The organism is Caulobacter sp. Root1472, from assembly GCF_001426985.1.
Taxonomy (GTDB): Bacteria; Pseudomonadota; Alphaproteobacteria; order Caulobacterales; family Caulobacteraceae; genus Caulobacter; species Caulobacter rhizosphaerae.
This window is the reverse complement of record NZ_LMFX01000039.1, coordinates 1-20,535: the sequence shown is the minus strand read 5'-3', so window position 1 is coordinate 20,535 and position 20,535 is coordinate 1. Positions and strand designations below refer to the sequence as shown.

At 68.4% G+C, this 20,535-nt stretch carries 13 protein-coding genes and 1 pseudogene; 6 read left to right on the top strand and 8 right to left on the bottom strand.

Features of this window, described 5'->3' with window-relative positions; all coding sequences use genetic code 11:
* The first annotated feature begins 474 nt into the window (after positions 1-474).
* Positions 475-960, top strand: coding sequence for a thermonuclease family protein (locus tag ASD47_RS21050; protein ID WP_056760848.1), 486 nt, complete (start codon positions 475-477; stop codon positions 958-960).
* Between the two features lie 12 nt (positions 961-972).
* Here the strand turns inward: ASD47_RS21050 and ASD47_RS26285 are convergent.
* The 7 genes and pseudogenes from ASD47_RS26285 to ASD47_RS21010 all read right to left on the bottom strand — a co-directional run bounded on the left by ASD47_RS26285 (position 973) and on the right by ASD47_RS21010 (position 12,273).
* Positions 973-1,916, bottom strand: a pseudogene (locus tag ASD47_RS26285) (IS630 family transposase).
* Between the two features lie 242 nt (positions 1,917-2,158).
* Complete coding sequence (locus ASD47_RS21035) at positions 2,159-5,314, bottom strand: efflux RND transporter permease subunit (RefSeq protein WP_056760839.1); 3,156 nt, start codon at positions 5,312-5,314, stop codon at positions 2,159-2,161.
* Complete coding sequence (locus ASD47_RS21030) at positions 5,314-6,393, bottom strand: efflux RND transporter periplasmic adaptor subunit (protein WP_056760837.1); 1,080 nt, start codon at positions 6,391-6,393, stop codon at positions 5,314-5,316. The genes ASD47_RS21035 and ASD47_RS21030 overlap by 1 nt, the downstream gene beginning before the upstream one ends.
* Positions 6,390-7,904 (bottom strand): efflux transporter outer membrane subunit, encoded by a 1,515-nt coding sequence (locus ASD47_RS21025; RefSeq protein WP_369800326.1) that lies wholly within the window; start codon positions 7,902-7,904, stop codon positions 6,390-6,392. Before ASD47_RS21025 ends, ASD47_RS21030 begins: the two co-directional genes overlap by 4 nt.
* A gap of 49 nt (positions 7,905-7,953) precedes the next feature.
* Positions 7,954-8,466: a MarR family winged helix-turn-helix transcriptional regulator gene (locus ASD47_RS21020; protein WP_056760831.1), complete on the bottom strand. Its 513-nt coding sequence runs from the start codon at positions 8,464-8,466 to the stop codon at positions 7,954-7,956.
* Between the two features lie 446 nt (positions 8,467-8,912).
* Complete coding sequence (locus tag ASD47_RS21015) at positions 8,913-10,154, bottom strand: TetR/AcrR family transcriptional regulator (protein ID WP_056760826.1); 1,242 nt, start codon at positions 10,152-10,154, stop codon at positions 8,913-8,915.
* A 166-nt stretch (positions 10,155-10,320) separates the two neighbouring features.
* Complete coding sequence (locus ASD47_RS21010) at positions 10,321-12,273, bottom strand: ATP-binding protein (protein WP_056760852.1); 1,953 nt, start codon at positions 12,271-12,273, stop codon at positions 10,321-10,323.
* Positions 12,274-12,381: 108 nt separating this feature from the next.
* On the opposite strand from ASD47_RS21010, the gene ASD47_RS21005 reads away from it, so the two are divergent.
* The 4 genes from ASD47_RS21005 (at position 12,382) to ASD47_RS20990 (ending at position 18,554) form a co-directional block, all read left to right on the top strand.
* Positions 12,382-13,608, top strand: coding sequence for a serine hydrolase (locus ASD47_RS21005; protein WP_056760850.1), 1,227 nt, complete (start codon positions 12,382-12,384; stop codon positions 13,606-13,608).
* A gap of 115 nt (positions 13,609-13,723) precedes the next feature.
* Positions 13,724-15,814, top strand: a complete 2,091-nt coding sequence (locus tag ASD47_RS21000) for a 3-hydroxyacyl-CoA dehydrogenase NAD-binding domain-containing protein (protein WP_200945287.1) — start codon at positions 13,724-13,726, stop codon at positions 15,812-15,814.
* Positions 15,815-15,885: 71 nt separating this feature from the next.
* Positions 15,886-17,442 (top strand): class I adenylate-forming enzyme family protein, encoded by a 1,557-nt coding sequence (locus ASD47_RS20995; RefSeq protein ID WP_056760822.1) that lies wholly within the window; start codon positions 15,886-15,888, stop codon positions 17,440-17,442.
* A 131-nt stretch (positions 17,443-17,573) separates the two neighbouring features.
* Positions 17,574-18,554, top strand: coding sequence for a DegT/DnrJ/EryC1/StrS family aminotransferase (locus ASD47_RS20990; RefSeq protein WP_056760818.1), 981 nt, complete (start codon positions 17,574-17,576; stop codon positions 18,552-18,554).
* 183 nt (positions 18,555-18,737) lie between these two features.
* Here the strand turns inward: ASD47_RS20990 and ASD47_RS20985 are convergent, their stop codons facing one another.
* Positions 18,738-19,757, bottom strand: a complete 1,020-nt coding sequence (locus ASD47_RS20985; RefSeq protein WP_056760815.1) for an adenosine deaminase — start codon at positions 19,755-19,757, stop codon at positions 18,738-18,740.
* Positions 19,758-19,855: 98 nt separating this feature from the next.
* Here ASD47_RS20985 and ASD47_RS20980 point away from each other — a divergent pair, with 98 nt between their 5' ends.
* Complete coding sequence (locus tag ASD47_RS20980; RefSeq protein WP_056760812.1) at positions 19,856-20,386, top strand: hypothetical protein; 531 nt, start codon at positions 19,856-19,858, stop codon at positions 20,384-20,386.
* Positions 20,387-20,535 lie beyond the last annotated feature (149 nt).

Here is a 20,535-nt window from a genome sequence, read left to right as displayed (position 1 = left end):
GGCCGCACCGTCGGCGCCGGCGTCGTCGCGAAAATCGTTGAATAACGATTTTCTCGACCATGCTTAGTGGCCAGAAACGCATGCGTTTCTGGCGCGCCTAGATCGTCGAGTAGTCTCGAACGATCTAGCTTCGGCTAAGACAAGCGAAGGCCCCGGAGGAAACTCCGGGGCCTTTTGCTTTGGGGGCTCCCCACTTGCCCCCACCTGACCGCTTCGCGGTCTGTCCGCCCCCGTAAGGGGCGGAGCCTTAGGCGCGAGGCTCTTCCCCCTATGGGGGAAGACGGTCGCGAAGCGATCCGTAGGGCCATCGCTTCGCCAACCGGACCAGTGTGGTGATCCTCAACAACGCCAGCCTGTCGTAGAAGGCGCTGGACCTTTTCGCCGACCAGTTGTTCGGCGCGGTCACGCCGGCCTAGGCCGGTTCCCGGTCTGGCGAGAACACGTTATCCTGAGCGCGAAATCGGGGGTGACCTGTTGATCCGCGCAAAGCCTATCGTCCTGTCCCTGGCGGTCGCCACGCTCGCAGCTTGCCAGCGCACGCCAGACCCGCCGGCGTCCATCAGCCCGCCGCCGGGCCTGGGCGACCGCGTGCGGGTGCTGAGCGCCGACGCCATGGTGATCGACGGCAAGCACGTGCGGCTGGCCAACGCCTATGCGCCGCAAGGCATACCCGACGCCCGCTGCTGGGCCGAGGCCACGGCGGCCCAGGCCACCCTGGCCTGGGTGCGGGCCAAGATCAAAGACGCCCGCGACATCGCCGTCGAGCCGGCGGCGGGCTTCGATGAGTTCCATCGCCAGCTGGCGGTCGTCAAGCTGGACGGGTTCGACCTGGGCCAGGAGATGTACGAGGCCGGCCTGGCGGCGCGGCGTACCGACGGTCCGAACGGCCGCTTCGCCTGGTGCGAGCCGATCAGCGCCAAGGCCGCCGGCGGTCCGACCGTGAATTCGCTGCTGGACTAGAGCGTGTTGAGATTAGGCGGCATAGCCTGAGTTTCTGAGATAGTTGGCGCATTCTTCTGGCGGGAAGGCGTTGAGGAGCATGCCGGTGGCCTTGAGCAGGCCATCGTGTGAGCGAGCCTGAGCCTTTCGCAGGAGGTGTTTGAGCTTGGAGAAGACCTGCGATGGGGTTCAGGTCGGGGGAGTATTTGGGCAGGAAGAGGAGCCTGGCCCCGGCTTGGCGGATGGCCTGGCGGACCAGCTTGCCGCGGTGGCTGCCCAGATTGTCCATGACCACGACGTCGCCGGCTTGAAGGGTGGGGACCAGGAAGGTGCGCACCCAGGCCAGGAAGATCTGGCCGTTGATCGGGCCATCGAGCAGGCAGGGCGCATCGATCCGGTCGCGCCTGAGGGCGGCGATGAAGGTCAGGGTCTTCCAGCGGCCGAACGGGGCCTTGGCCTTGAGGCGGGCGCCGCAAGGGCTCCAGCCGCGCAGGGGCGCCATGTTGGTCTTGGCCCAGGTCTCATCGATGAACACCAGGCGATCAGCGTCGATGCGCCCCTGATACTTGCGCCACTGCTCACGTCGGCGGGCCACGTCAGGCCGATCCTGCTCCTTGGCCAGCAGGCTTTTTTTTGAAGCTGAGGCCTTGGGCGTGCAGGAACTCCCAGACCGAACGCCGGTCCACCTTCAGGTCCCGGACCCGCTGCAACTCCTCCACCAACTGGCTGATGGTGAAGTCTTTCTCCCGGCAGCGGGCGATCAGCCAGTCGGCGTGCTCGCCACGCAGCGTCCTTGGCTTGTAGCCACCCATCTTGGCCGGCGCGGCGCTCCCGGTCGCCCGGAACCGCGCCACCCACTTGATCGCCGAACTGGGCGCCACGCCAAACCGCGCCGCGGCCTGTTGGCGCGACAGGCCGCCGCTCTCAACCGCCGCCACCACGCGCTCACGAAGATCCAACGAACAGGGCTTGCCCATCCATGCTGGCCTCCTTCCCAGCCAGCATCTTGAATCAGACATCAGCTGATTTGGGAATCCCGCGATTCAGGTAAATCTCAACCCGCTCTAGGCAGGCCGGATCTTCAAGCGCGATGCGTGGTCCTCGTCCTTCGACAAGCTCAGGATGAGGACCATTCACAGGCCCAGCAGTAAGAAAACCTCATCCTGAGCTTGTCGAAGGACGAGGTTTTCGCTTCCGAAGTCGGATGTCGACGGCGCTCCTACAGCCGGTCCACCGGCGACAGCCTGCCGCCGTCCGCCTCGCGCGGGGTGGTCATGCGCGAGAGCTTGGGGGTGAGCCAGCGCTCGATGTCGTCGACAATCTCGTAGACCACCGGCACCAGCACCAGGGACAGCACGGTCGAGGTGATCAGGCCGCCGATCACCGCCACGGCCATCGGCTGGCGGAATTCCGAGCCGGTGCCGATGCCAAGCGCGGTGGGCAGCATGCCGGCCATCATCGCCAGGGTGGTCATGATGATCGGCCGGGCCCGCTCGTGGCAGGCGTCGAGGATGGCGTCGCGCTGGGTCATGCCGGCCCGTTCCTGCTCGATGGCGTATTCGACCAGCAGGATCGAGTTCTTGGCCGCCAGGCCCATCAGCATCAGGAAGCCGATCAGCGACGGCATCGACAGCGACTGGCCGGTGACGACCAGGGCGACCAGGGCCCCGCTGATCGCCAATGGCAGGGCCGACAGGATGGTGATCGGCTTGAAGAAGCTGCGGAACAGCAGGATCAGCACGCCGAACACCAGGCCCACGGCCGACAGCAGAGCCACCGCGAAGCCGGTGAACAGTTCGATGAAGGCCTCCTGGTCGCCGGCCGCTGCGGGGGCGACGCCGGCGGGCAGCTTCTTCATCGTGGGCAGGTTGTTGACGTCGCTCATCGCCTGACCCAACTGGGCGCCGTTGTTGAGGTCGGCCTCGATGGTCAGCTGACGCTTGCGCGCGAAGCGGTCGATCTTGGCGGGTCCCGCCTGGAACGACAGGTCGGCGACGGTGTCGAGCCGGGTCGAGCCGCCGTTGGCCGTGGGGATGCGCAGGGCGCCCAGGGCGTCGAGGTCGGCGCGGGTGTCGGCCGGCAGGCGCACGCGGATCGGGATCCGCCGCTCGCCCTGGGTCATCTTGGCGACGTTGGCGTCGATGTCGCCGACCGTGGCCACGCGGGCGATGGCGGCGATGTCGGCGGCGCTGACGCCCAGGCGGGCGGCTTCGTCGGGCTTGGGCCGGATAACGATTTCCGGACCGCTGGGCGGCGAGGAAGGACGCGGATCGGCCACGGTGGTCAGCTTCTGCATCTCGCGCTCGATCTGGGCGGCCGTGCGTTCCAGCAGCGGGCCGTCCTCGGCGGTCAGGATGGTCTGGACGTCGGAGGTGCCCCAGTCGCCCAGCAGGTTGACCCGGGCGTCGGGAATGTCGTGCAGGCTGTTGCGGACCACCTGCTTGATCTGCGTCACCGTCAGGTCGCGCTTGCCGTTCAGCACGATGGTGATGGTGGCGTCGCGGAGGTCGGCGCCGCTCTGGCCGCCCCAGCCGCTGCCGATGTTCGAACCGACCTGGGCGAAGACGTGGGCGGTCTCGGGACGCTTGCGGAACAGGGTGGTCACCGCCTGGACGGTGCGCTCCATGTCGGCCGTGGTCGCCCCCGGCGGACCCTGGACCTTGAGGTAGTAGTAGTTGGCGTTGCCCTGTGGCTGGAAGCCGACGGCCAACACGCCGATCATCGCCAGGAAGACCGAGCCGACCAGCGAGCCCACGGTCAGCAGGCCGCCCAGGAAGAAGGCGATGATCCGGTGGTCGAGGGCCCAGTCCAGGCTCTTGCGATAGAGGCCCTCGAACGGCTTGCGCGGATGCGGGTCCTTTGACGGCTTGAGGAAATAGGCGGCCAGCAGCGGCGTCAACAGGCGGGCGACCACCAGCGAAAACAGCACGGCCACGGCGACGGTCAGGCCGAATTCCTTGAAGAACTGGCCGGGCGTGCCGGGCATGTAGGACACCGGCACGAACACCGCCACGATGGTGAAGGTGGTGGCCACGACGGCCAGGCCGATGGAGTCCGCGCCTTCCATGGCCGCCTGGAACGGCCTCTGTCCGCGCGAGACACGCTTTTCGATGTTCTCGATCTCGACCACGGCGTCGTCGACCAGGATGCCGATGACCAGGGTCAGGGCCAGCAGGGTCACGACGTTCAGCGAGAAGCCCATCACCGCCATGAAGGCGAAGGTGGGGATCAGCGACACCGGCATGGCGATGGCGGTGATCAGGGTGGCCCGCCACTCGCGCAGGAACAGGAACACCACCAGCGAGGCCAGCAGCATGCCTTCCAGCAGGGTGTGCTCGGTGGCGGTGAAGCTGGCGCGGGTCTCGTCGACGGTCGAGAAGATCTTCACGAACGTCACGCCCGGTTGCTTGACCTCCAGCCTGTCGACGGCCGCCTTGACGCGATCCTCGACGGCCACGTCGCTCGAGTCGCGGGTCTTCATCACCTGGAAGGCGACCACGGGCTTGCCGTCCAGACGGGCGAAGCCGCGCTCCTCCTCCGCGCCCTGGCCGACCTGGGCCACGTCGGTCAGCTTCACATAGCGGCCGCCGGCCACCGGGATGGTGATGGCGCGCAGCTGCTCGACGGTGGTGGCCGCGCCCAGCACGCGCAGGGTCTGCTCGCGGCCGCCGATCTTGGCGCGGCCGCCGGGGGCGTCGACGCTGAAGCTGGCCAGGGCCTGGTTCAGCTGCGGGGCGGTGACGCCGAAGCTGGCCATGCGGTCGGGATCGATGATGACGTTGATCTCGCGGTCGACGCCGCCGACCCGGGCCACCTGGGCCACGCCCTTCTCGCCCTGCAGGGCGCGGGTGACCGTGTCGTCGATGAACCACGACAGCTCGGTGGCGCTCATGTTCGGGGCCGAGACGGCGTAGGTGATGATCGGGGCGCTGGTGATCTCCAGGCGCTGGACGATCGGCTCGTCGACCTCGCGCGGCAGCAGCGAGCGGGTCTGGTCGACCTTGGAGCGCACCTCGTCGGTGACCTTCTGCAGGTCCTCGCCGAGGTTGAACTCGATCGTCGTGGTCGAGGCCCCCTGGACCACCGACGAGCGGATGGTCTTGACGTTGGAGATGCTGGCCACCGCGTCTTCGATCGGGCGGGTGACCTGGGTCTCCATCTCGCCGGGCGCGGCGCCGCTCTGGGTAACCGTCACGGTCACGGCGGGGAACTCGACATTGGGGAACTGCTTGATGGGCAGGCCCATGTAGCAGCCGATGCCGGCGATGATCAGGGCGATGAACAGCACCGCGACGGGGATCGGGTTCTTGATCGCCCAGGCGGAGATGCGGAGTTCGCCAGTCTTGTGTTCGCCAGTCTTGTGTTCAGTAGCCATCAGCGCACCGCCTGCTGGGTCGTGGCGGCGGGGCGGATCAGGTCGCCGTCGGTGACGAACGAGGCTCCGCCCAGCACGATGCGGGTTCCGGCCTGCGGGCCCTGGACCACCTGGGCCCAGCCGCCGCCCTTCTGGCCGATCTTCACCGGCGTCTGGTGGGCGCGGTTGGCGCTGTCGACCGTCATCACATAGAGGCCGTCGGCCTCGTAGCGAATCGCGGACTCAGGGATGGCGGTCACCGATGTGCCGGAAGCGCCGAAGGTGGCGCGGCCGAAGCCGCCGGGGCGCAGGTCGGGACGGACCGGCAGGCGCACGCGCACCCGGCCCAGGCGGCTGTTGCTGTCGACCCGCGGGCTGACCAGGCGCACCACGCCCGACACCGACTGGCCGCCGGGTAGGCTGACCTGGACCGGCTGGCCGGCGCGGACCCCCGCCAGGTCGGCCTCGTTGACCTCGGCGTCCAGCTCGACCAGGCCGTCGCGAGCGATGGTGAACCAGGGCGTGGTCCCGCCGCCGGCGATCTGGCCCGGCTGGACGCCGCGCTGCAGGATCCGGCCGCTGACGGGGGCGGTGATGGTCATCCGCGAAACCCGGGTGCGCAGCTCGTTCAACGCCGCTTCCTGAGCCTTGGCCTGGTACCGGCGGGTCTCGATCTGCTCCTGGCTAAGCACGCCCTGGCCGTCCAGGCCGGCGACCCGCTTGGCCTCCGCCTGGGCCTGAGCGGTCAGGGCCGCCTGCTGGTCGACCTGGGCCCGCAACAGGGTGGCGTCCAGCTGGGCCAGCGGCTGTCCGGCCCGCACCCAGTCGCCTTCGTCGGCATAGAGCCGGGCGACGCGGTAGCCGCTGAGCTCGGAGCCGACGGCGGCCTCCTCGCGCGAGACCAGCTGGCCCGAGGCCTCGACCCCGCCGCCCAGCGGCCGGGTCTCGACCGAGCCGACGCTGACAGCGCGGGCCTGGGCGGCGGCCGGGGCCTTCTCTGCGGGCTTGTCCTTCTTGTCGCCGCAGGCGGTCAGGCCGGTCGAGGCGATCAGGATCATGGCGGCGAGCACGGTGCGGGTCGTCATGGGGAAGGGTCTCATTTCGAGGAAACTTGGGTCGAGGTCATGGACGTCGGCGACCAGCCGCCGCCCAGCGCCTTGTAGGTCTGGACGGCGTGCAGCAGGGCGTCGGTCCGGGCGCCGGTCAGGGCCGAGCGCGAGGCGCGCCAGGACTGCTCGGCCTGCAGGGTGGTGGTCAGGTCGATCAGGCCCAGGCCATAGCCTTTGCGGTTGGCCTCGTAGGCGCGCTGGGCCCGGGCCTCGCCGGCGGTCAGCAGGTTGACGCGGCGCTGATCGGCGGCCAGCTGCAGCATGGCGTTCTCGGCCTCGCCATAGGCGGTCTGCACGGTCTTCTCCAAGGCGATGGCGGCCTGGCGGGTGCGAGCGTCCTGGGCGTCGATGTCGGCCAGCAGGGCCGGGATGTTCAGCACCGGGATCGAGACATTGGCCCCCAAGGTCCAGGTGGACGTGGAGGTGGAGCTCGTCCCGCTGCCGCCGCCGAAGCTGGGCGACACGCTCTTGGACAGGCCCACGCCGGGCGTGATGTTGAAGGTCGGCAGCAGGGCCAGTTCGTTGACCTTCAGCGTCTTGGAAGCCGAGGCCAGGCGGGCCTGGGCTTCGCGCACGTCCGGTCGGCGGCCCAGCAGGTCGCCGGGAATGGTGGCGGGTACGGGCGGGGCCAGGTCCAGCCTGGCGTCGACCGGCAGGCTGGCCAGAGGGTCGATCCCGCGCCCGACCAGGATCAGCAGGCTGCGGCGGGCGGCGCCCAGCTGGGCCTCCAGGTTGGCGGCGCGGGCCTGGGTGTCGGCCAGGTCGGCCTCCGCGCGGTCGGCTTCCGAGGTGGCGATCAGGCCGGCATTGGCCTTCTTGACCGCGAAGTCGCGCAGCGAGGTGTTGATGCGCTCGGTCTGGCGGGCGTCGTCCAGTTGCACGGCCAGGCCGCGGGCTTCGAAATAGGACTGGGCGACATTGGCGGCCAGCGAGGCGCGGGCCCCTTCATAGGCGAAACGGGCGGCGGCGAAGTCGTTGTTGACCACGCCCAGGCCGGCCCGCTTGCGGCCGAACAGGTCCAGCTCCCAGCTGACGTCGAAATTGGCGTTGTAGCTGTCGCTGTCGCCGCCTCGGGTGAAGGGGATGCCGCCCGGCGGAACGGTCTGGCTGAGGATTTCCGTGTGGGTGCGGCCGGCGTTGCCGGTCAGGGGGGTATTGGGGATCCAGATCTGGCGCACCTGGCCGCGGCGGACGGCGCGGGCCTCGTCCAGCACGGCGGCGGCGGTGCGGGCGTCGGGCGCCTTTTCCAGCGCCGTCTCGATCAGGCTGGTCAACTGCGGGTCGTTGAAGCTGGTCCACCAGCGGTCGAGGTCGGCCTGGGCCGTTCCGGCGGGGGCTTCGTAGGCGGCGGGCAGGCGGGTGTCGGGCGTCGGACGCGGGGTGTTCACGCAGCCGGCCAGGACCAGACCCGCCAGGCCCAGGGCCAGGCCCAGCGCCGAGGTCGGAGCCCCGGATCGGAATGGCCGAGGGCGCCTGGGCTCTCCGGTCATGATCTCACTCATCAACAATCACCTGCGGGCGCGACCGGCGGGTAGGGCGGTCGGGACTATTTCAACAATGGGGTCGAGGGGGCGAGGCCGTCGGAAGGCCGGCGACGGTCCCGTAGACCTCGACGACTTGGTCCAGAAAGCGTTCGATGACCTGGCGTTCGGCGGGCGACAGGTCGGCGATGACCCCGTCCAGTCCATTCATCATTGGCGCCAGTTGCGCGAAGGCCCGATCGAGCGCGGCCGCCACCGGCACGACGCAGATCTTGCGCCGATCGTTGGTCCGTCGCTCGCGCGCGACGTGGCCGGCGCGTTCCAGGCGGTCGACGATCTGGGTGGCGGCGGCGGTCGTCACCTTCAGATGCCCGGCCAGCTGGCCCGGCGTCATCGGTCCGTTGATCAGCAGGTGCTCCAGCGCCGCCATGTCGGTGACGTTCACGCCCAGGTTCTCGCCGATCTTGCGACCGATCTGGCGCGTGAGCATCGAGATGGTCTTCAGCCGCTGGCCGATCGGATCGCGGGGCGTGTGCGATCCGCGCCAGGGTTCTTGTCCGGGTGGAGGATCGCTGTTCGCCATGGTCGCGACTCATATTGCTAAGGAATTTAATAGTCAAATTGCTTAGCAATATAGAGGAAGATCCCGCCGCGGCTGTGGCGGGCTCGCTCGCCCGGACCTTCACCGCCCAACCCCCAACCCCAAACGGCCGTCCGCCCTCGTGAGCGATCGACGTTCGTTCAATTGGGTGCGAGGGAGGCGGAATGAAAGGGGGAGACGTCATCGCAATTTTTCTCGCCAGGGTGGAGGGCGCGAGGACGTCCGCGCTTCAGCCTTCCCGAGGATGACGAAGCAGGGCGGGGCTTTGCGACATGGCGCGGCGATTATTTCACCTCATGGGGTGAGCCGGCGACCGCCTGCCCCCTACGGACCGCTTCGCGGCCGTAGCGCTTCAATGCGAAGGCTCCGCCCCCCTTGGGGGCGGACAGACCGCGCAGCGGTCAGGTGGGGGCAAGTGTTCGCCGCGCCTACTTCGAAAACAGCCCCGTCAGCAGCGGCCGGGCGAACAGCTGGGCCGCTTCGTCGCGCTCAAGGCCTGGAACCCAGACGCCCAGCGAGGCGGCGGCGTTCAGCATCGAATTGATCATGTGGGCCGCGATCATCGGGTCCACCGCCCGCACCGAGCCCTCGGCGACGCCGTCCGAGATGATCGCCGCGAACCGTTCGGAGCCGCGGTTGTAGCCCTGAACCATCTCGTGGCGGATCTCGATCGGCAGGGCGCCCATCGACGAGGCGCGCAGCAGCGGACCGTGCTCCGACAGCTGGTAGGCGACCAGGGCGGCGGTCGCCGAGGACAGCTGGGTCCAGCCGTCGGCGCCCAGGGCGCGGGCGTCGGCCTGGGCCTTGCGGGTGACGGCGAAGGTGCGCTCGAAGCACTCGACCACCAGGGCGTCCTTGTCCTCATGGTGGTGGTAGAACGAGCCCTTGGTGACGTTCAACTGGGCCGAGATGTCCTCGACCGAGGCCCCGCGATAGCCACGCTGGTTGATCAGCCGGGTGGCGGCGACCAGGAAGGTCTCGCGCCATTCCTGGCCCTCGGACGACTGCGGCGTCGGGTCGGGCAGGGGCAGTGGAGCCCAGGCGGCGTGGCCGCCGGCGCCCTTCGGGGTCAGGCCGTGGACTAGGATGTCGTACATCTTGTCGCGGACGCGGCCATAGTCCTCGACGTCGTAGCGGCGCAGCCACGAGCCCGTCCAGAACAGCTGCTCCAGCAACAGGTGGGTGCGGGCGTTGCGGTCGCGCTTGTCCAGGTGGTCGAACTGCGGACCTTCGAAGAAGCCGCGCACCCGGCGGAACAGGTCGTTGAACGCGCCCTGCACCGAGCCGCGCAGGGGCTCCTTCAGGGCCCGCATTTCGGTGAAGCTGGTCAGGGGGGCGGCCTCGCCCAGCCGCACGCGGCGGTTCAGGTCGAGATACAGGTCCAGGAAGGCCAGCAGGCGGCTGGGCGCGTCCGGCGCCTTGGCCGCCTCGCCGACCAGGGCGTCGAGGCGCTCCACGCCGCGCATGAAACAGGCGGCGGCCAGGTCGTCCTTCTTGCGGTAGTAGTAGGTGACGCTGGTGGTGATCAGCCCCACCTTGGCGGCCACGTCCGACAGGGTCATGCCCTTGACGCCCTGGCGGTTCAGGATCGCGGTGGCCGCGGCGAGGATCGCCTCCTTCTTCCTGGCGTACCGCTCGGTGGCGGGGCTGGCGATCCGGCCGTCGTCCATCTGTCGCCCCCTGGTTGCCGGCTCGCGGCCTCGTTTTGGACCCGCGGGTCCAGATTTAGGAAGCCTGGCCTTCGCGACAAGGCGCGACTCGCTGCGGCGCGGCCTTCGTGGACCTGGAATCTTGCAGCTGTGTTGCGTGATTGCGGCGGCGATGAGGTTCGAAAGGCTAGGACGCCCGGGAAGCTGCATCCGCCGGCTGGCCCAGCACGGCGGCGATGGCTTGGACCAGGGCGGCGGGGGACAGCGGCTTGGCCACCGCGCCGTTCATGCCGGCGGCGATGTAGGCCGCCCGCTGGTGGGCCAGGGCGTTGGCGGTCATGGCGATGATCGGGATCGCGCCGGCCTCGCCGCCCAGGGCCCGAATGCGCCGGGTGGCCTCGACGCCGTCCAAACCGGGCATCTGGATGTCCATGAAGACCAGGTCGAATCCCCGGGCGTCGCGCTCGACGGCCTCGACCCCCTGGACGCCATCGTCTGCGGTCTCGACCTCCGCCCCCATGGCCTGCAGCAGCCGGCCGGCGATCAGCCGATTGGTGGCGTTGTCCTCGACGATCAGCACACGCGCGCCGGCCAGCAGGGCGATGTCCGCCGGCTCCGCGGGCGCGACGGCCTCGGAGGCGGGCGGGGCGGCGATCTCCAGCCAGAACAGCGAGCCGCCTTCCGGCGGGCTGCAAAAGCCGATGTCGCCGCCCATCAGGATCGCCAGCCGCCGAGTGATGGCCAGGCCCAGGCCGGCGCCGCCGAACCGCCGGGTGGTCGAGCCGTCAGCCTGGCTGAAGCGCTGGAACAGGCCGTCGGCGATGGCCTCGTCGATGCCGACGCCGGTGTCCTGGATCTCGAAGCGCAGGCGCCGTTCGCCTGGCCGACCGGCCGGCGCCAGGCGGACCTGGACGCCGCCCTCCAGGGTGAACTTCACGGCGTTGCCCACCAGGTTGAACAGGGCTTGGCGCAGCCGCAGAGGGTCCGCGCCGATCCAGCCGACCCCGGGGGCGACGGCGATGGTCAGGCCCAGGCCCTTCTGCGTGGCCAACGGGCGCAGCAGGTCTGCGACGCTGCGCAGGACCGCGGCCGGATCGATCGGCTCGACGTGCAGTTCCAGCTTGCCCGCCTCGACCTTGGAAAAGTCGATGATGTCGTTGAGCAGCTCCGACAGCATGGCCCCGCAATCAAGCGCCTCGGTCAGCAATTGCCGGCCGTCCGCTGAGAGGGTCTCGCGCTTGAGCAGGTGCATGACGCCCAACACACCGTTCATCGGGGTGCGGATCTCGTGGCTCATATTGGCCAGGAACTGGGACTTGGCCTCGGCCGCGTGCAGGGCGGCGTCGCGGGTGGCGACCAGTTCGGTAACGTCCTGGCTGATGCCGATCACGTCCCAGCTCCTGGCGCTGGCGCCCCGCGCGCCCCGCCAAGCGGATCGCATCCATATCCAGCTCTGGTGGGCCGGGTCGAAATAGCGATAGGTCAGCACGTGGTGGTCGCCGGTCGCCAGGGTCTGGCTGAACGCCTCCCAGACCTTCTGCTGGTCGTCCGGATGGACCGAGCCGTTCATCTCGCCGATGGTCATGGTCCGCACCCCGCCGTCCGGCGACGATGGAGTGGGGACGTCCTGCTCGAAGACGTAGATCCCCTTGCGCGGGTCGAACCGCCAGACATAGACGCCGGCGGCGTTGCGCAGCAGCTCGTTGGCGCGCTCGGACTGCTGGCGCTCGATCCGCCGGGCGCGGTCCTCGGTGAAGTCCTGGAACACGACCAGCACGGCGTCGTGTCCGAACGTCTCGGGCAGCAGCTTGGATTGCGAGCAGACCCACAGCCAGCCGCCGCCCTTGCGGGCCAGGCGGTGCTCGGCCCGGGCCTCGCCCTGAGCGCGCAGGGTGTCGCCGACGCCGCGCAGGACATCGGTGTCGTGCAGGTGGAAGAAGTCGCGCATCGACCGGCCCAGGGTCTCTTCGGGCGCCCAGCCGGTCAGCCGGGTCCAGGCCGGATTGACGCGGAGAATGGCGTCGTTCTCCAGCACCACGAACATGTCGAGGCTGCTTTCGAAGAACCAATCGGCGGCGGCCTGTTCGAGGCCGGACGCCGCAAGCCCCCCGGCTGGCTCGTCGCGCAAGTGCTTGCCCATCCCCATTCCCTGGTTTTCAATCGATATGCGCATGATCGCGTGAAGGAGGCGTTGCGACATACCGTCTCTTCGGTCATCGCCAAGAACAGCACGCAGGAGGAATACCGCTTGAGCACGCCTGAGGCCGTGGGCCTGTCGTCCGATCGATTGAAGCGCATCGACGCCTTCATCCAGGAACGCTACGTCGCGCCCGGGAAGCTGCCCTGCGCCCTGGTCCAGGTCTGGCGTCGCGGCCAGTTGGCGCACACGACGATCCTGGGTGCGGCGGACAAGGAGCGCGGGCTGCCGCTGCAGGCCGACAGCCTGTTTCGCATCTATTCGATGACCAAGCCGATCACCTCGATCGCCTTCATGATGCTGGTCGAGGAGGGCAAGGTCGCGCTGGACGATCCGGTGCACCGGTTCATCCCGTCGTGGAAGAAGCTTGGCGTGTTCCAGGCCGGGGTGGCGGGCGCCTTCATGACCCGGGCCGTCGACCAGCCGATGCGGATCCTCGATCTGCTGCGCCACACCGCCGGCCTGACCTACGGCTTCCAGCAGCGCACCAATGTCGACGCGGCCTATCGCAAGCTGAAGCTGGACGGGGTCGACAGCGAAGGGGGACTGGAGGCCTTCGTCGAAACGCTGGGAACCGTGCCGCTGGAATTCTCGCCGGGCGAGGCCTGGAACTATTCGGTGGCCACCGACGTGCTCGGCTACCTGGTGCAGGTGATCTCCGGCCAACCGTTCGACCAGTTCCTGAAGGCGCGGATCTTCGACCCGCTGAAGATGGTCGACACCGGCTTCTTCGTGCCCGAAGGCCAGCGCCATCGCTTCACGGCCTGCTACACCCTGAATCCCAAGGGCGAGGTGGTGCTGCAGGACGATCCGGCCACCAGCCGCTACTTCTCCGACCCGTCGGTGAAGTCCGGCGGCGGCGGCCTAGTCTCCACGGCCGACGACTATATGCGGTTCTGCCGCATGCTGCTGAACGGCGGCGAGCTGGACGGGGCGCGGATCGTCAGCCCCAAGACCCTGAAGCTGATGACCCTGAACCACCTGCCGGGTGGGCGGGAGCTGACGGAGATGTCCCGCTCGCTGTTCAGCGAGACGGTGTTCGAGGGGCTGGGCTTCGGCCTGGGCTTCGCCATGACCGTCGACCAGGCGCGGACCCGGAACCTGGGGTCGCTGGGCGAATATTTCTGGGGCGGCATGGCCTCCACGGCCTTCTGGATCGACCCGGTCGAGGACCTGGCGGTGGTGTTCATGACGCAGCTGATCCCGTCCTCGGCCTATCCGATCCGGCGCGAGCTGCGGACGCTGGTCTATGCGGCGCTGACGGAGAGCAACGCGTAGGGGTGTGGGCCGCCGTCCAAACGCTCGGCGAAGCGACGGACCTCTGGACTTCGGCGACGGCTCGTGCAGGGTTGCTTCAAACAACCGTTCAAACGCAAGAACGCCAATCTCAGGGGTGAAGCACGCCATGACCGCGATCAACAACGTCACGGATCTGACCGTCGAAGGCGACATCGGCGTCGTCACGCTCAACTCGCCGCCGGTCAACGCCCTGTCGGCGGCCGTGCGCGAGGGGCTGAAGGGCGCGTTCGAGCAGGCGATCGCCGATCCGGCGGTCAAGGCCATCGTGCTGATCTGCCAAGGCAAGACCTTCATCGCCGGCGCCGACATCACCGAGTTCGGCAAGGCCATGACGGGCCCGTCGCTGCAGGAGGTGCAGAACGTCATCGAGAACGCGCCCAAGCCTGTGGTCGCCGCGATCCACGGCACGGTGCTGGGCGGCGGACTGGAGGTGGCGCTGGTGGCGCACTACCGCGTCGCCGTCCCCTCGGCCAAGGCGGGCCTGCCCGAAGTGAACATCGGCCTGCTGCCCGGCGCGGGGGGCACCCAGCGCCTGCCGCGCGTCGTCGGCGTCGAGAAGGCGCTGGAAATGGTCACCACCGGCCAGCACGTGCCGGCCAAGGCCGCCCTGGCCATGGGCCTGTTCGACTCGATCGTCGAGGAAGGCGCCCTGCGCGACGGGGCCATCGCCTTCGCCCGGGTGGTGCTGGCCGAGGACAAGCCCCTGACCCGCATCCGCGACCAGAACGCCAAGGTCGAGGCCGCGCGCGGCAAGCCCGAGATCTTCAGCGAGTTCCGCAAGGCCAACGCCCGCAAGTTCCGCGGCTTCAAGGCTCCAGAGTACAATATCCAGTGCGTCGAGGCGTCGGTGAACCTGCCGTTCGACGAGGGGCTGAAGCTCGAGCGCAAGCTGTTCATGGAACTGATGAGCGGCAGCCAGTCGGCCGCCCAGCGTCACGCATTCTTCGCCGAGCGCCAGGCCGCCAAGGTCCCCGACGTGCCCGACGACACCCCGATCATCCCGGTCAGGAAGGTCGGGGTGATCGGGGCCGGCACCATGGGCGGCGGCATCTCGATGAACTTCCTCAACGCCGGCATCCCGGTGACGATCATCGAGGCCAAGGCGGAGAACCTGGATCGCGGCGTCGGGGTGATCCGCAGGAACTACGAGAACACCGCCAAGAAGGGCCGGCTGACGGAAGCCGACGTCGAAAAGCGCATGGGTCTGCTGACCCCGTCGATGAACCTGGAGGACCTGGCCGACTGTGACCTGATCATCGAGGCCGTGTTCGAGCTGATGGAGATCAAGCAGGAGGTGTTCGGCAAGCTGGACAGGATCGCCAAGCCCGGCGCGATCCTGGCCTCCAACACCTCGTACCTCGACATCGATGTGATCGCCGCCTCGACCTGCCGCTCGGAAAGCGTGATCGGCCTGCATTTCTTCTCGCCGGCCAATGTCATGCGCCTGCTGGAGATCGTGCGCGGCGCCAAGACCGACAAGTCGGTGATCGCCACCTCGATGCAGATCGGCAAGACGATCGGCAAGGTCGCGGTGCTGGTCGGCAACTGCCACGGCTTCGTCGGCAACCGCATGCTGGCCCAGCGCCAGCGCGAGGCCATGAGTCTGATCCTGGAAGGCGCGATGCCGTGGGACGTCGACCGCGTGCTCTACGACTTCGGCCTGCCGATGGGGCCGTTCGCGATGAGCGACCTGGCCGGCCTCGACATCGGTTGGGACCCGGCCAAGACCTCCTCGTCCACTATCCGCGAGGTGCTGTGCGAGATGGATCGCCGCGGCCAGAAGAACGGCAAGGGCTTCTACGACTACGACGAGAACCGGGTCGCCAAGCCCTCGGCCGAGGTGGAGAAGGTCATTCTCGACTTCGCCGAGAAGCGCCAGATCCAGCGTCGCCAGATCAGCGACCAGGAAATCCTGGAGCGCTGCCTGTACCCGATGGTCAACGAAGGCGCCAAGATCCTGGAGGAGGGCAAGGCGATCCGGGCGTCGGACATCGATACGGTGTGGATCAACGGCTACGGCTGGCCAGTCTATACCGGCGGCCCGATGTTCTGGGGCGAACTGGTGGGCCTGGACAAGGTGCTGGCCGGGATGAAGGCGTTCCAGGAGCAGCACGGCGACGACTTCCAGCCCTCGGCCCTGCTGGAGCGGCTGGTCGCCGAGGGCAAGGGGTTCAAGGACGCCTGAGGGTCGCGGACAGCCGCTGGGGACAGGCACATGTGCCTGTCCCCGTCCCGCGCACCGAGTAGGAAATTTTCATGACCACCACCGTCGATATGATCACCGCCGACTACGGCGTGATGGGCGACATCCTGCGGCTGCGGGCGGCGGACTCCCCCGATCATCCCGCCGTCATCATGGAAACCGGCGAGGCGGTGACCTACGCCCAGTTCGACGCCCTGGCCGACCGGGTCGCCGCCGCCCTGCAGCGTGATGGAGTCGGGCAGGGCGAAGCGGTCGCGGTCTGCGCCCTGTCGTCGATTCCCTACGCGGCCCTGTTCCTGGGCGCCCTGCGGGCCGGCGTCGCCGTCGCGCCCCTGGCTCCGTCCTCCACGCCCGAAGCCATCGCCGGCATGGTCGCCGACTGCGGCGCGCGACGGGTGTTCCTGGACGCCGGCGCGGCCGAGGCCCAGGCCGGCGCCCCGATCGCCGTGCGCCAGGTCGCCCTGGACGGCTCGGGCTTCGCCGAGGCCTTCGACGCCTGGCTGGCCCCGGTCGGCGCGGTTCCGGCCGCGGTGACGATCGCCCCCGACGACCCGTTCAACATCATCTATTCCAGCGGCACCACGGGCGCGCCCAAGGGTATCGTCCAGTCGCACGGCATGCGCTGGAAGCACGTGTTCCGCGGCGACGCGGTGGGCTACGGCGCCGAGGCCGTCACCCTGCTGTCGACCCCGCTCTATTCCAACACCACCCTGGTCTGCTTCTTCCCCACCCTGGCCGGCGGCGGGACCGTGGTGCTGATGAGGAAGTTCGACGCCGGCAAGTACCTCGAATTGGCCCAGCGCCACCGCATGACCCACACCATGCTGGTGCCGGTGCAATACCGCCGCCTGATGGACCGGCCCGACTTCGGCGACTTCGACCTGTCGTCGACCCAACTGAAGTTCTGCACCAGCGCGCCGTTCTCGGCCGAGCTGAAGGCCCAGGTCCTGGCGCGCTGGCCCGGCGGGCTGGTCGAATATTTCGGCATGACCGAGGGCGGCGGAACCTGCATCCTGATGGCTCACGAGCATCCGGACAAGCTGCACACGGTGGGCCGCCCCGCGCCGGGCCACGACATCCGGCTGATCGACGAGGACGGCGTCCAGGTGGGGCCCGGCGTGGTCGGCGAGATCGTCGGCCGCTCGGCGGGCATGATGAGCGGCTATCACGGCCAGCCCGGCAAGACCGCCGAGGCGACCTGGATCTCGCCCGAGGGCCTCAGCTTCATCCGCACCGGCGATATCGGCCGGTTCGACGAGGACGGCTTCCTGACCCTGATGGATCGCAAGAAGGACATGATCATCAGCGGCGGCTTCAACGTCTATCCCAGCGACATCGAGGCCCAGATCGTCCAGCATCCCGACGTGGTCGAGGCGGCGGTGGTCGGCGTGCCCTCCGACGCCTGGGGCGAATCGCCGGTGGCCTTCGTGGCGCTCAAGTCTCCAGAAGAAGGGCGAATTGACGCGGACGGGTTGAGGTCCTGGGTCAATGCTCGCCTTGGTAAGACCCAGCGGCTGGCCGACCTGAAACTCGTCCAATCCCTGCCCCGCAGCCATATCGGCAAGGTCCTGAAGCGCGAGTTGCGCGACGCGTGGACGGCTTCTGCCTAGGTCGAAGATTCCGGCCACATTTCTGCCGCGACGGCGCGCCGCATCCGGGGGCCCCGAGTCACTCGATACGTTCTCTTAACCATAACGGCGCCGTTGCGTGACGGGGCCGGATTGTTCGGAAGCGACGTGTGATGCAAGCCCTCCCCAAAGTGTCGCCGGAAGCCCGCAGGCAGGCCAAGGCCGAGGCGGCCCTGGCCGCCGCCGGCGTCCCGCAGGACTTCGCCGCCGTGGAGAAGGTGCTGCGACAGGGCCTGGCCTCGGGCCTTGACGCCCGGCTGGCCGACCGTTTCGACCGCCCCACCGCCGTCCGCGCCGTCGCCACCCGCGTCGCCGCCCTGACCGCCGCCCTCGTCGCCTCGGGCGTTCGTCGCGGCGGGGTCTGCATCGTCCCGGCCCTGGCCTCGGCCGCCACGCTTGAAGCCATCGTCGGCGCCGGCCTGCGGCCCTGGCTGGTCGACGTGGATCCCTGCAGCTGGATGTTCGACCCGGCCCACCTGCGCGAGCGCCTCGGCGAGGCCCCGCCGCCGATCGAGGCCATCGTCCCCACCTGCGCCTTCGGCCGCGCCCCGGACATGACCGCCTGGGCGGCCTTCCAGCGCGAGACCGGCCTGCCGATCGTAGTCGACGCCACTGACGGCTTCGACGTGATCATGGAAGCCCCGGTTCCGGTGATCGTCGGCCTGCCCAGCGGCCGCGGGGTGTTCGTGGCCAGCCAGGACGCCGACTTCATCGCCAGGCTCGAGGCGCCGGCCTTTGTCGGCGACGCCGGCCTCGAGGGCTGGTCGGGCCAGCGCCTGCGCCTGGCCACCGCCGCCCAGCGCCTGCGCATGCTGCTGCTGGGCGCCCGGATCGGCTTCCAGCCGGGATGGGGGATGAGCTGGGTGTCCGACGCCTGGGTCGTCAGCCTGCCCGAAGGCGCCGCCCCGCTCGTCGCCGCGCGTCTGGCCGAGATGGGCTACGCCACCAACCCGGTCGGCCCGGGCGTCGTCATCCGCGACCAGACCCCGGTGGCCGACCGCCTGGCCAAGTCTGTGCTCAGCCTGCCGTTCCACGCCGACCTGGGCATCGCCGAGCTGGACGAACTGGCGGAAGCGGTGAGGAAAGCGCTGTAATCACCTTCTCCCACAGGGAGAAGGAGGGGCCCGCCGCGAAGCGGTGGGAGGATGAGGGGTTACACCCTATCCGATTTCACCCCGCCGCCCTGCCGGCACACCGTCCGACGCTCAAACCCCTCACCCTCCCATCGCGATGCGATGGGCCCCTCCCTCTCCCTTTGGGAGAGGGTTCGAGTATGGTCAGTGCGTCGCCACATAGGCGTCGATCGCCGCAACCCGCTCGGTCTTCTCCGCCTCTTCCAAAAAGGACCCCGTGAAGCTGTTCTTGGCCAGGGTCACCAGCTCGTCCCGCGTCAGACCAACCGCTTCCGCCGTCTGGACGTAGTTCTCCAGCAGGTAGCCGCCGAAATAGGCCGGATCGTCGGAATTGACCGTGGCCTTCAGGCCCAGCTTCAGCATGCGCTTCAGCGGGTGCTCCTTCAGGTCGGACACGCCGCACAGCTTCAGGTTCGACAGCGGGCACACGGTCAGGGTCGTCCCGTCCTGCACCAGGCGGGCGGTCAGGCAGTCGTCCTCCAGCGCCCGGTTGCCGTGGTCGATGCGGTCGACGGCCAGGATGTCGACAGCCTCCCAGACATAGGCCGGCGGGCCCTCCTCGCCGGCGTGGGCCACCACCTTCAGGCCCAGGTCGCGCGCGGCCTGCATGACACGGGCGAACTTGGCGGGCGGGTGGCCGACCTCCGAGGAGTCCAGGCCCACCCCGGCGATCCTGGACAGGTGCGGCTTGGCCTGTTCCAGGGTGGCGAAGGCCGAGGCCTCGTCCAGGTGGCGCAGGAAGCAGAGGATCAGCTTGGAGGTCACGCCCAGGGTGCGCTCGGCCTCTTCCATGCCCTGGACCAGGCCGTCGATCACCGTCTCGAAGGCCACGCCGCGGTCGGTGTGGGTCTGGGGGTCGAAGAAGATCTCGGCATGGGTCCCGCCGTCGGCCGCCAGCCGGCGGAAATAGGCCAGGGCCAGGTCCTTGAAGTCGGCCGCCGTCAGCAGCACGCCCGCGCCCTGATAATAGATGTCCAGGAAGTCCTGCAGGTTGGAAAAGGCGTAGGCGGCGCGGATCTCGTCGACCGTCTTGAACGGCAGGGTCACGCCGTTGCGCGCGGCCAACTCGAACATCAGCTCGGGTTCGAGGCTGCCTTCGATGTGCATGTGCAACTCGGCCTTGGGCAGGCCGCGGACGAAGGTTTCAAGGGCGGTGTCGGTCATGACGAATCCATCGGCCGCAGCGACGGCTCGGTCAAGGCGGAACCCTGCGCATCGCCTTCGGCTTGTTCGCACGCTCAAGCTGTGACACCCATTCAGGCATGGGATTTGATATTTCTTGGATTGGCTTCAACGGTCTCGACCGAACAGAATGCCTGCATCGCCTGCGCATGACCGCCACCGACGAGGTGGACGAGGCGCAAGAGGAGCCGTTCTCATTGGCTGAGTTGCCGAACAAGTGGATCATCCTGTTCGCCAACGATTTTGAGTACGTCTCTGACAAGCGTCTGGCCGCGCTTTCGGCCGAAGCGACGGTGATCGGCTGTCATATCCATGAGGGCGTGATGTTCAGCGACGCAACGCTGTTCAACGCCGGTCGCAAGGTCTGGTCGATCTCGCATTTTGCGGGTGATGGTCCCCTCAACTTGGAGACTTCAGGTGAACTCCCGGCGGAAATCCTGACGGTCCGCGACAGGCTGCTTGCAAAGCAGAAGGCGAGGGGCGCGAGTTCCGACGTCGACCACGTGTTCGATATTCCCGTAGAGGCCGCGCAACTCGTCACCAGTTACCGCTACGACCAGTGGAAGTTCGACTGGGGCGAGCCGGTCTTCCATGTATTGAAGGCCAAGTGAAGCGACGGCTCACCGACGCGAACCTGGAATGCGCTCGTGACATCCAAATATCCGTGTGTGGACGCCCCAGTCGAGGCAAGAGGTTTTTCGAGATTTCTGACGCAGTCGGTACAGGTGCTTCCGTGTGTCCGGCCTGTTGATGCGGCTGT

Excerpts from the sequence above, each read along its gene's own strand:
- ASD47_RS21035 (WP_056760839.1), bottom strand. The coding sequence starts at position 5,314 with ATGGCTACTGAACACAAGACTGGCGAACACAAGACTGGCGAACTCCGC.
- ASD47_RS21030 (WP_056760837.1), bottom strand. The coding sequence starts at position 6,393 with ATGAGACCCTTCCCCATGACGACCCGCACCGTGCTCGCCGCCATGATC.
- ASD47_RS21025 (WP_369800326.1), bottom strand. The coding sequence starts at position 7,904 with ATGAGTGAGATCATGACCGGAGAGCCCAGGCGCCCTCGGCCATTCCGA.
- ASD47_RS21020 (WP_056760831.1), bottom strand. The coding sequence starts at position 8,466 with ATGGCGAACAGCGATCCTCCACCCGGACAAGAACCCTGGCGCGGATCG.
- ASD47_RS21015 (WP_056760826.1), bottom strand. The coding sequence starts at position 10,154 with ATGGACGACGGCCGGATCGCCAGCCCCGCCACCGAGCGGTACGCCAGG.
- ASD47_RS21010 (WP_056760852.1), bottom strand. The coding sequence starts at position 12,273 with ATGGGCAAGCACTTGCGCGACGAGCCAGCCGGGGGGCTTGCGGCGTCC.
- ASD47_RS20995 (WP_056760822.1), top strand. The coding sequence starts at position 15,886 with ATGACCACCACCGTCGATATGATCACCGCCGACTACGGCGTGATGGGC.
- ASD47_RS20990 (WP_056760818.1), top strand. The coding sequence starts at position 17,574 with ATGCAAGCCCTCCCCAAAGTGTCGCCGGAAGCCCGCAGGCAGGCCAAG.
- ASD47_RS20985 (WP_056760815.1), bottom strand. The coding sequence starts at position 19,757 with ATGACCGACACCGCCCTTGAAACCTTCGTCCGCGGCCTGCCCAAGGCC.
- ASD47_RS20980 (WP_056760812.1), top strand. The coding sequence starts at position 19,856 with ATGGGATTTGATATTTCTTGGATTGGCTTCAACGGTCTCGACCGAACA.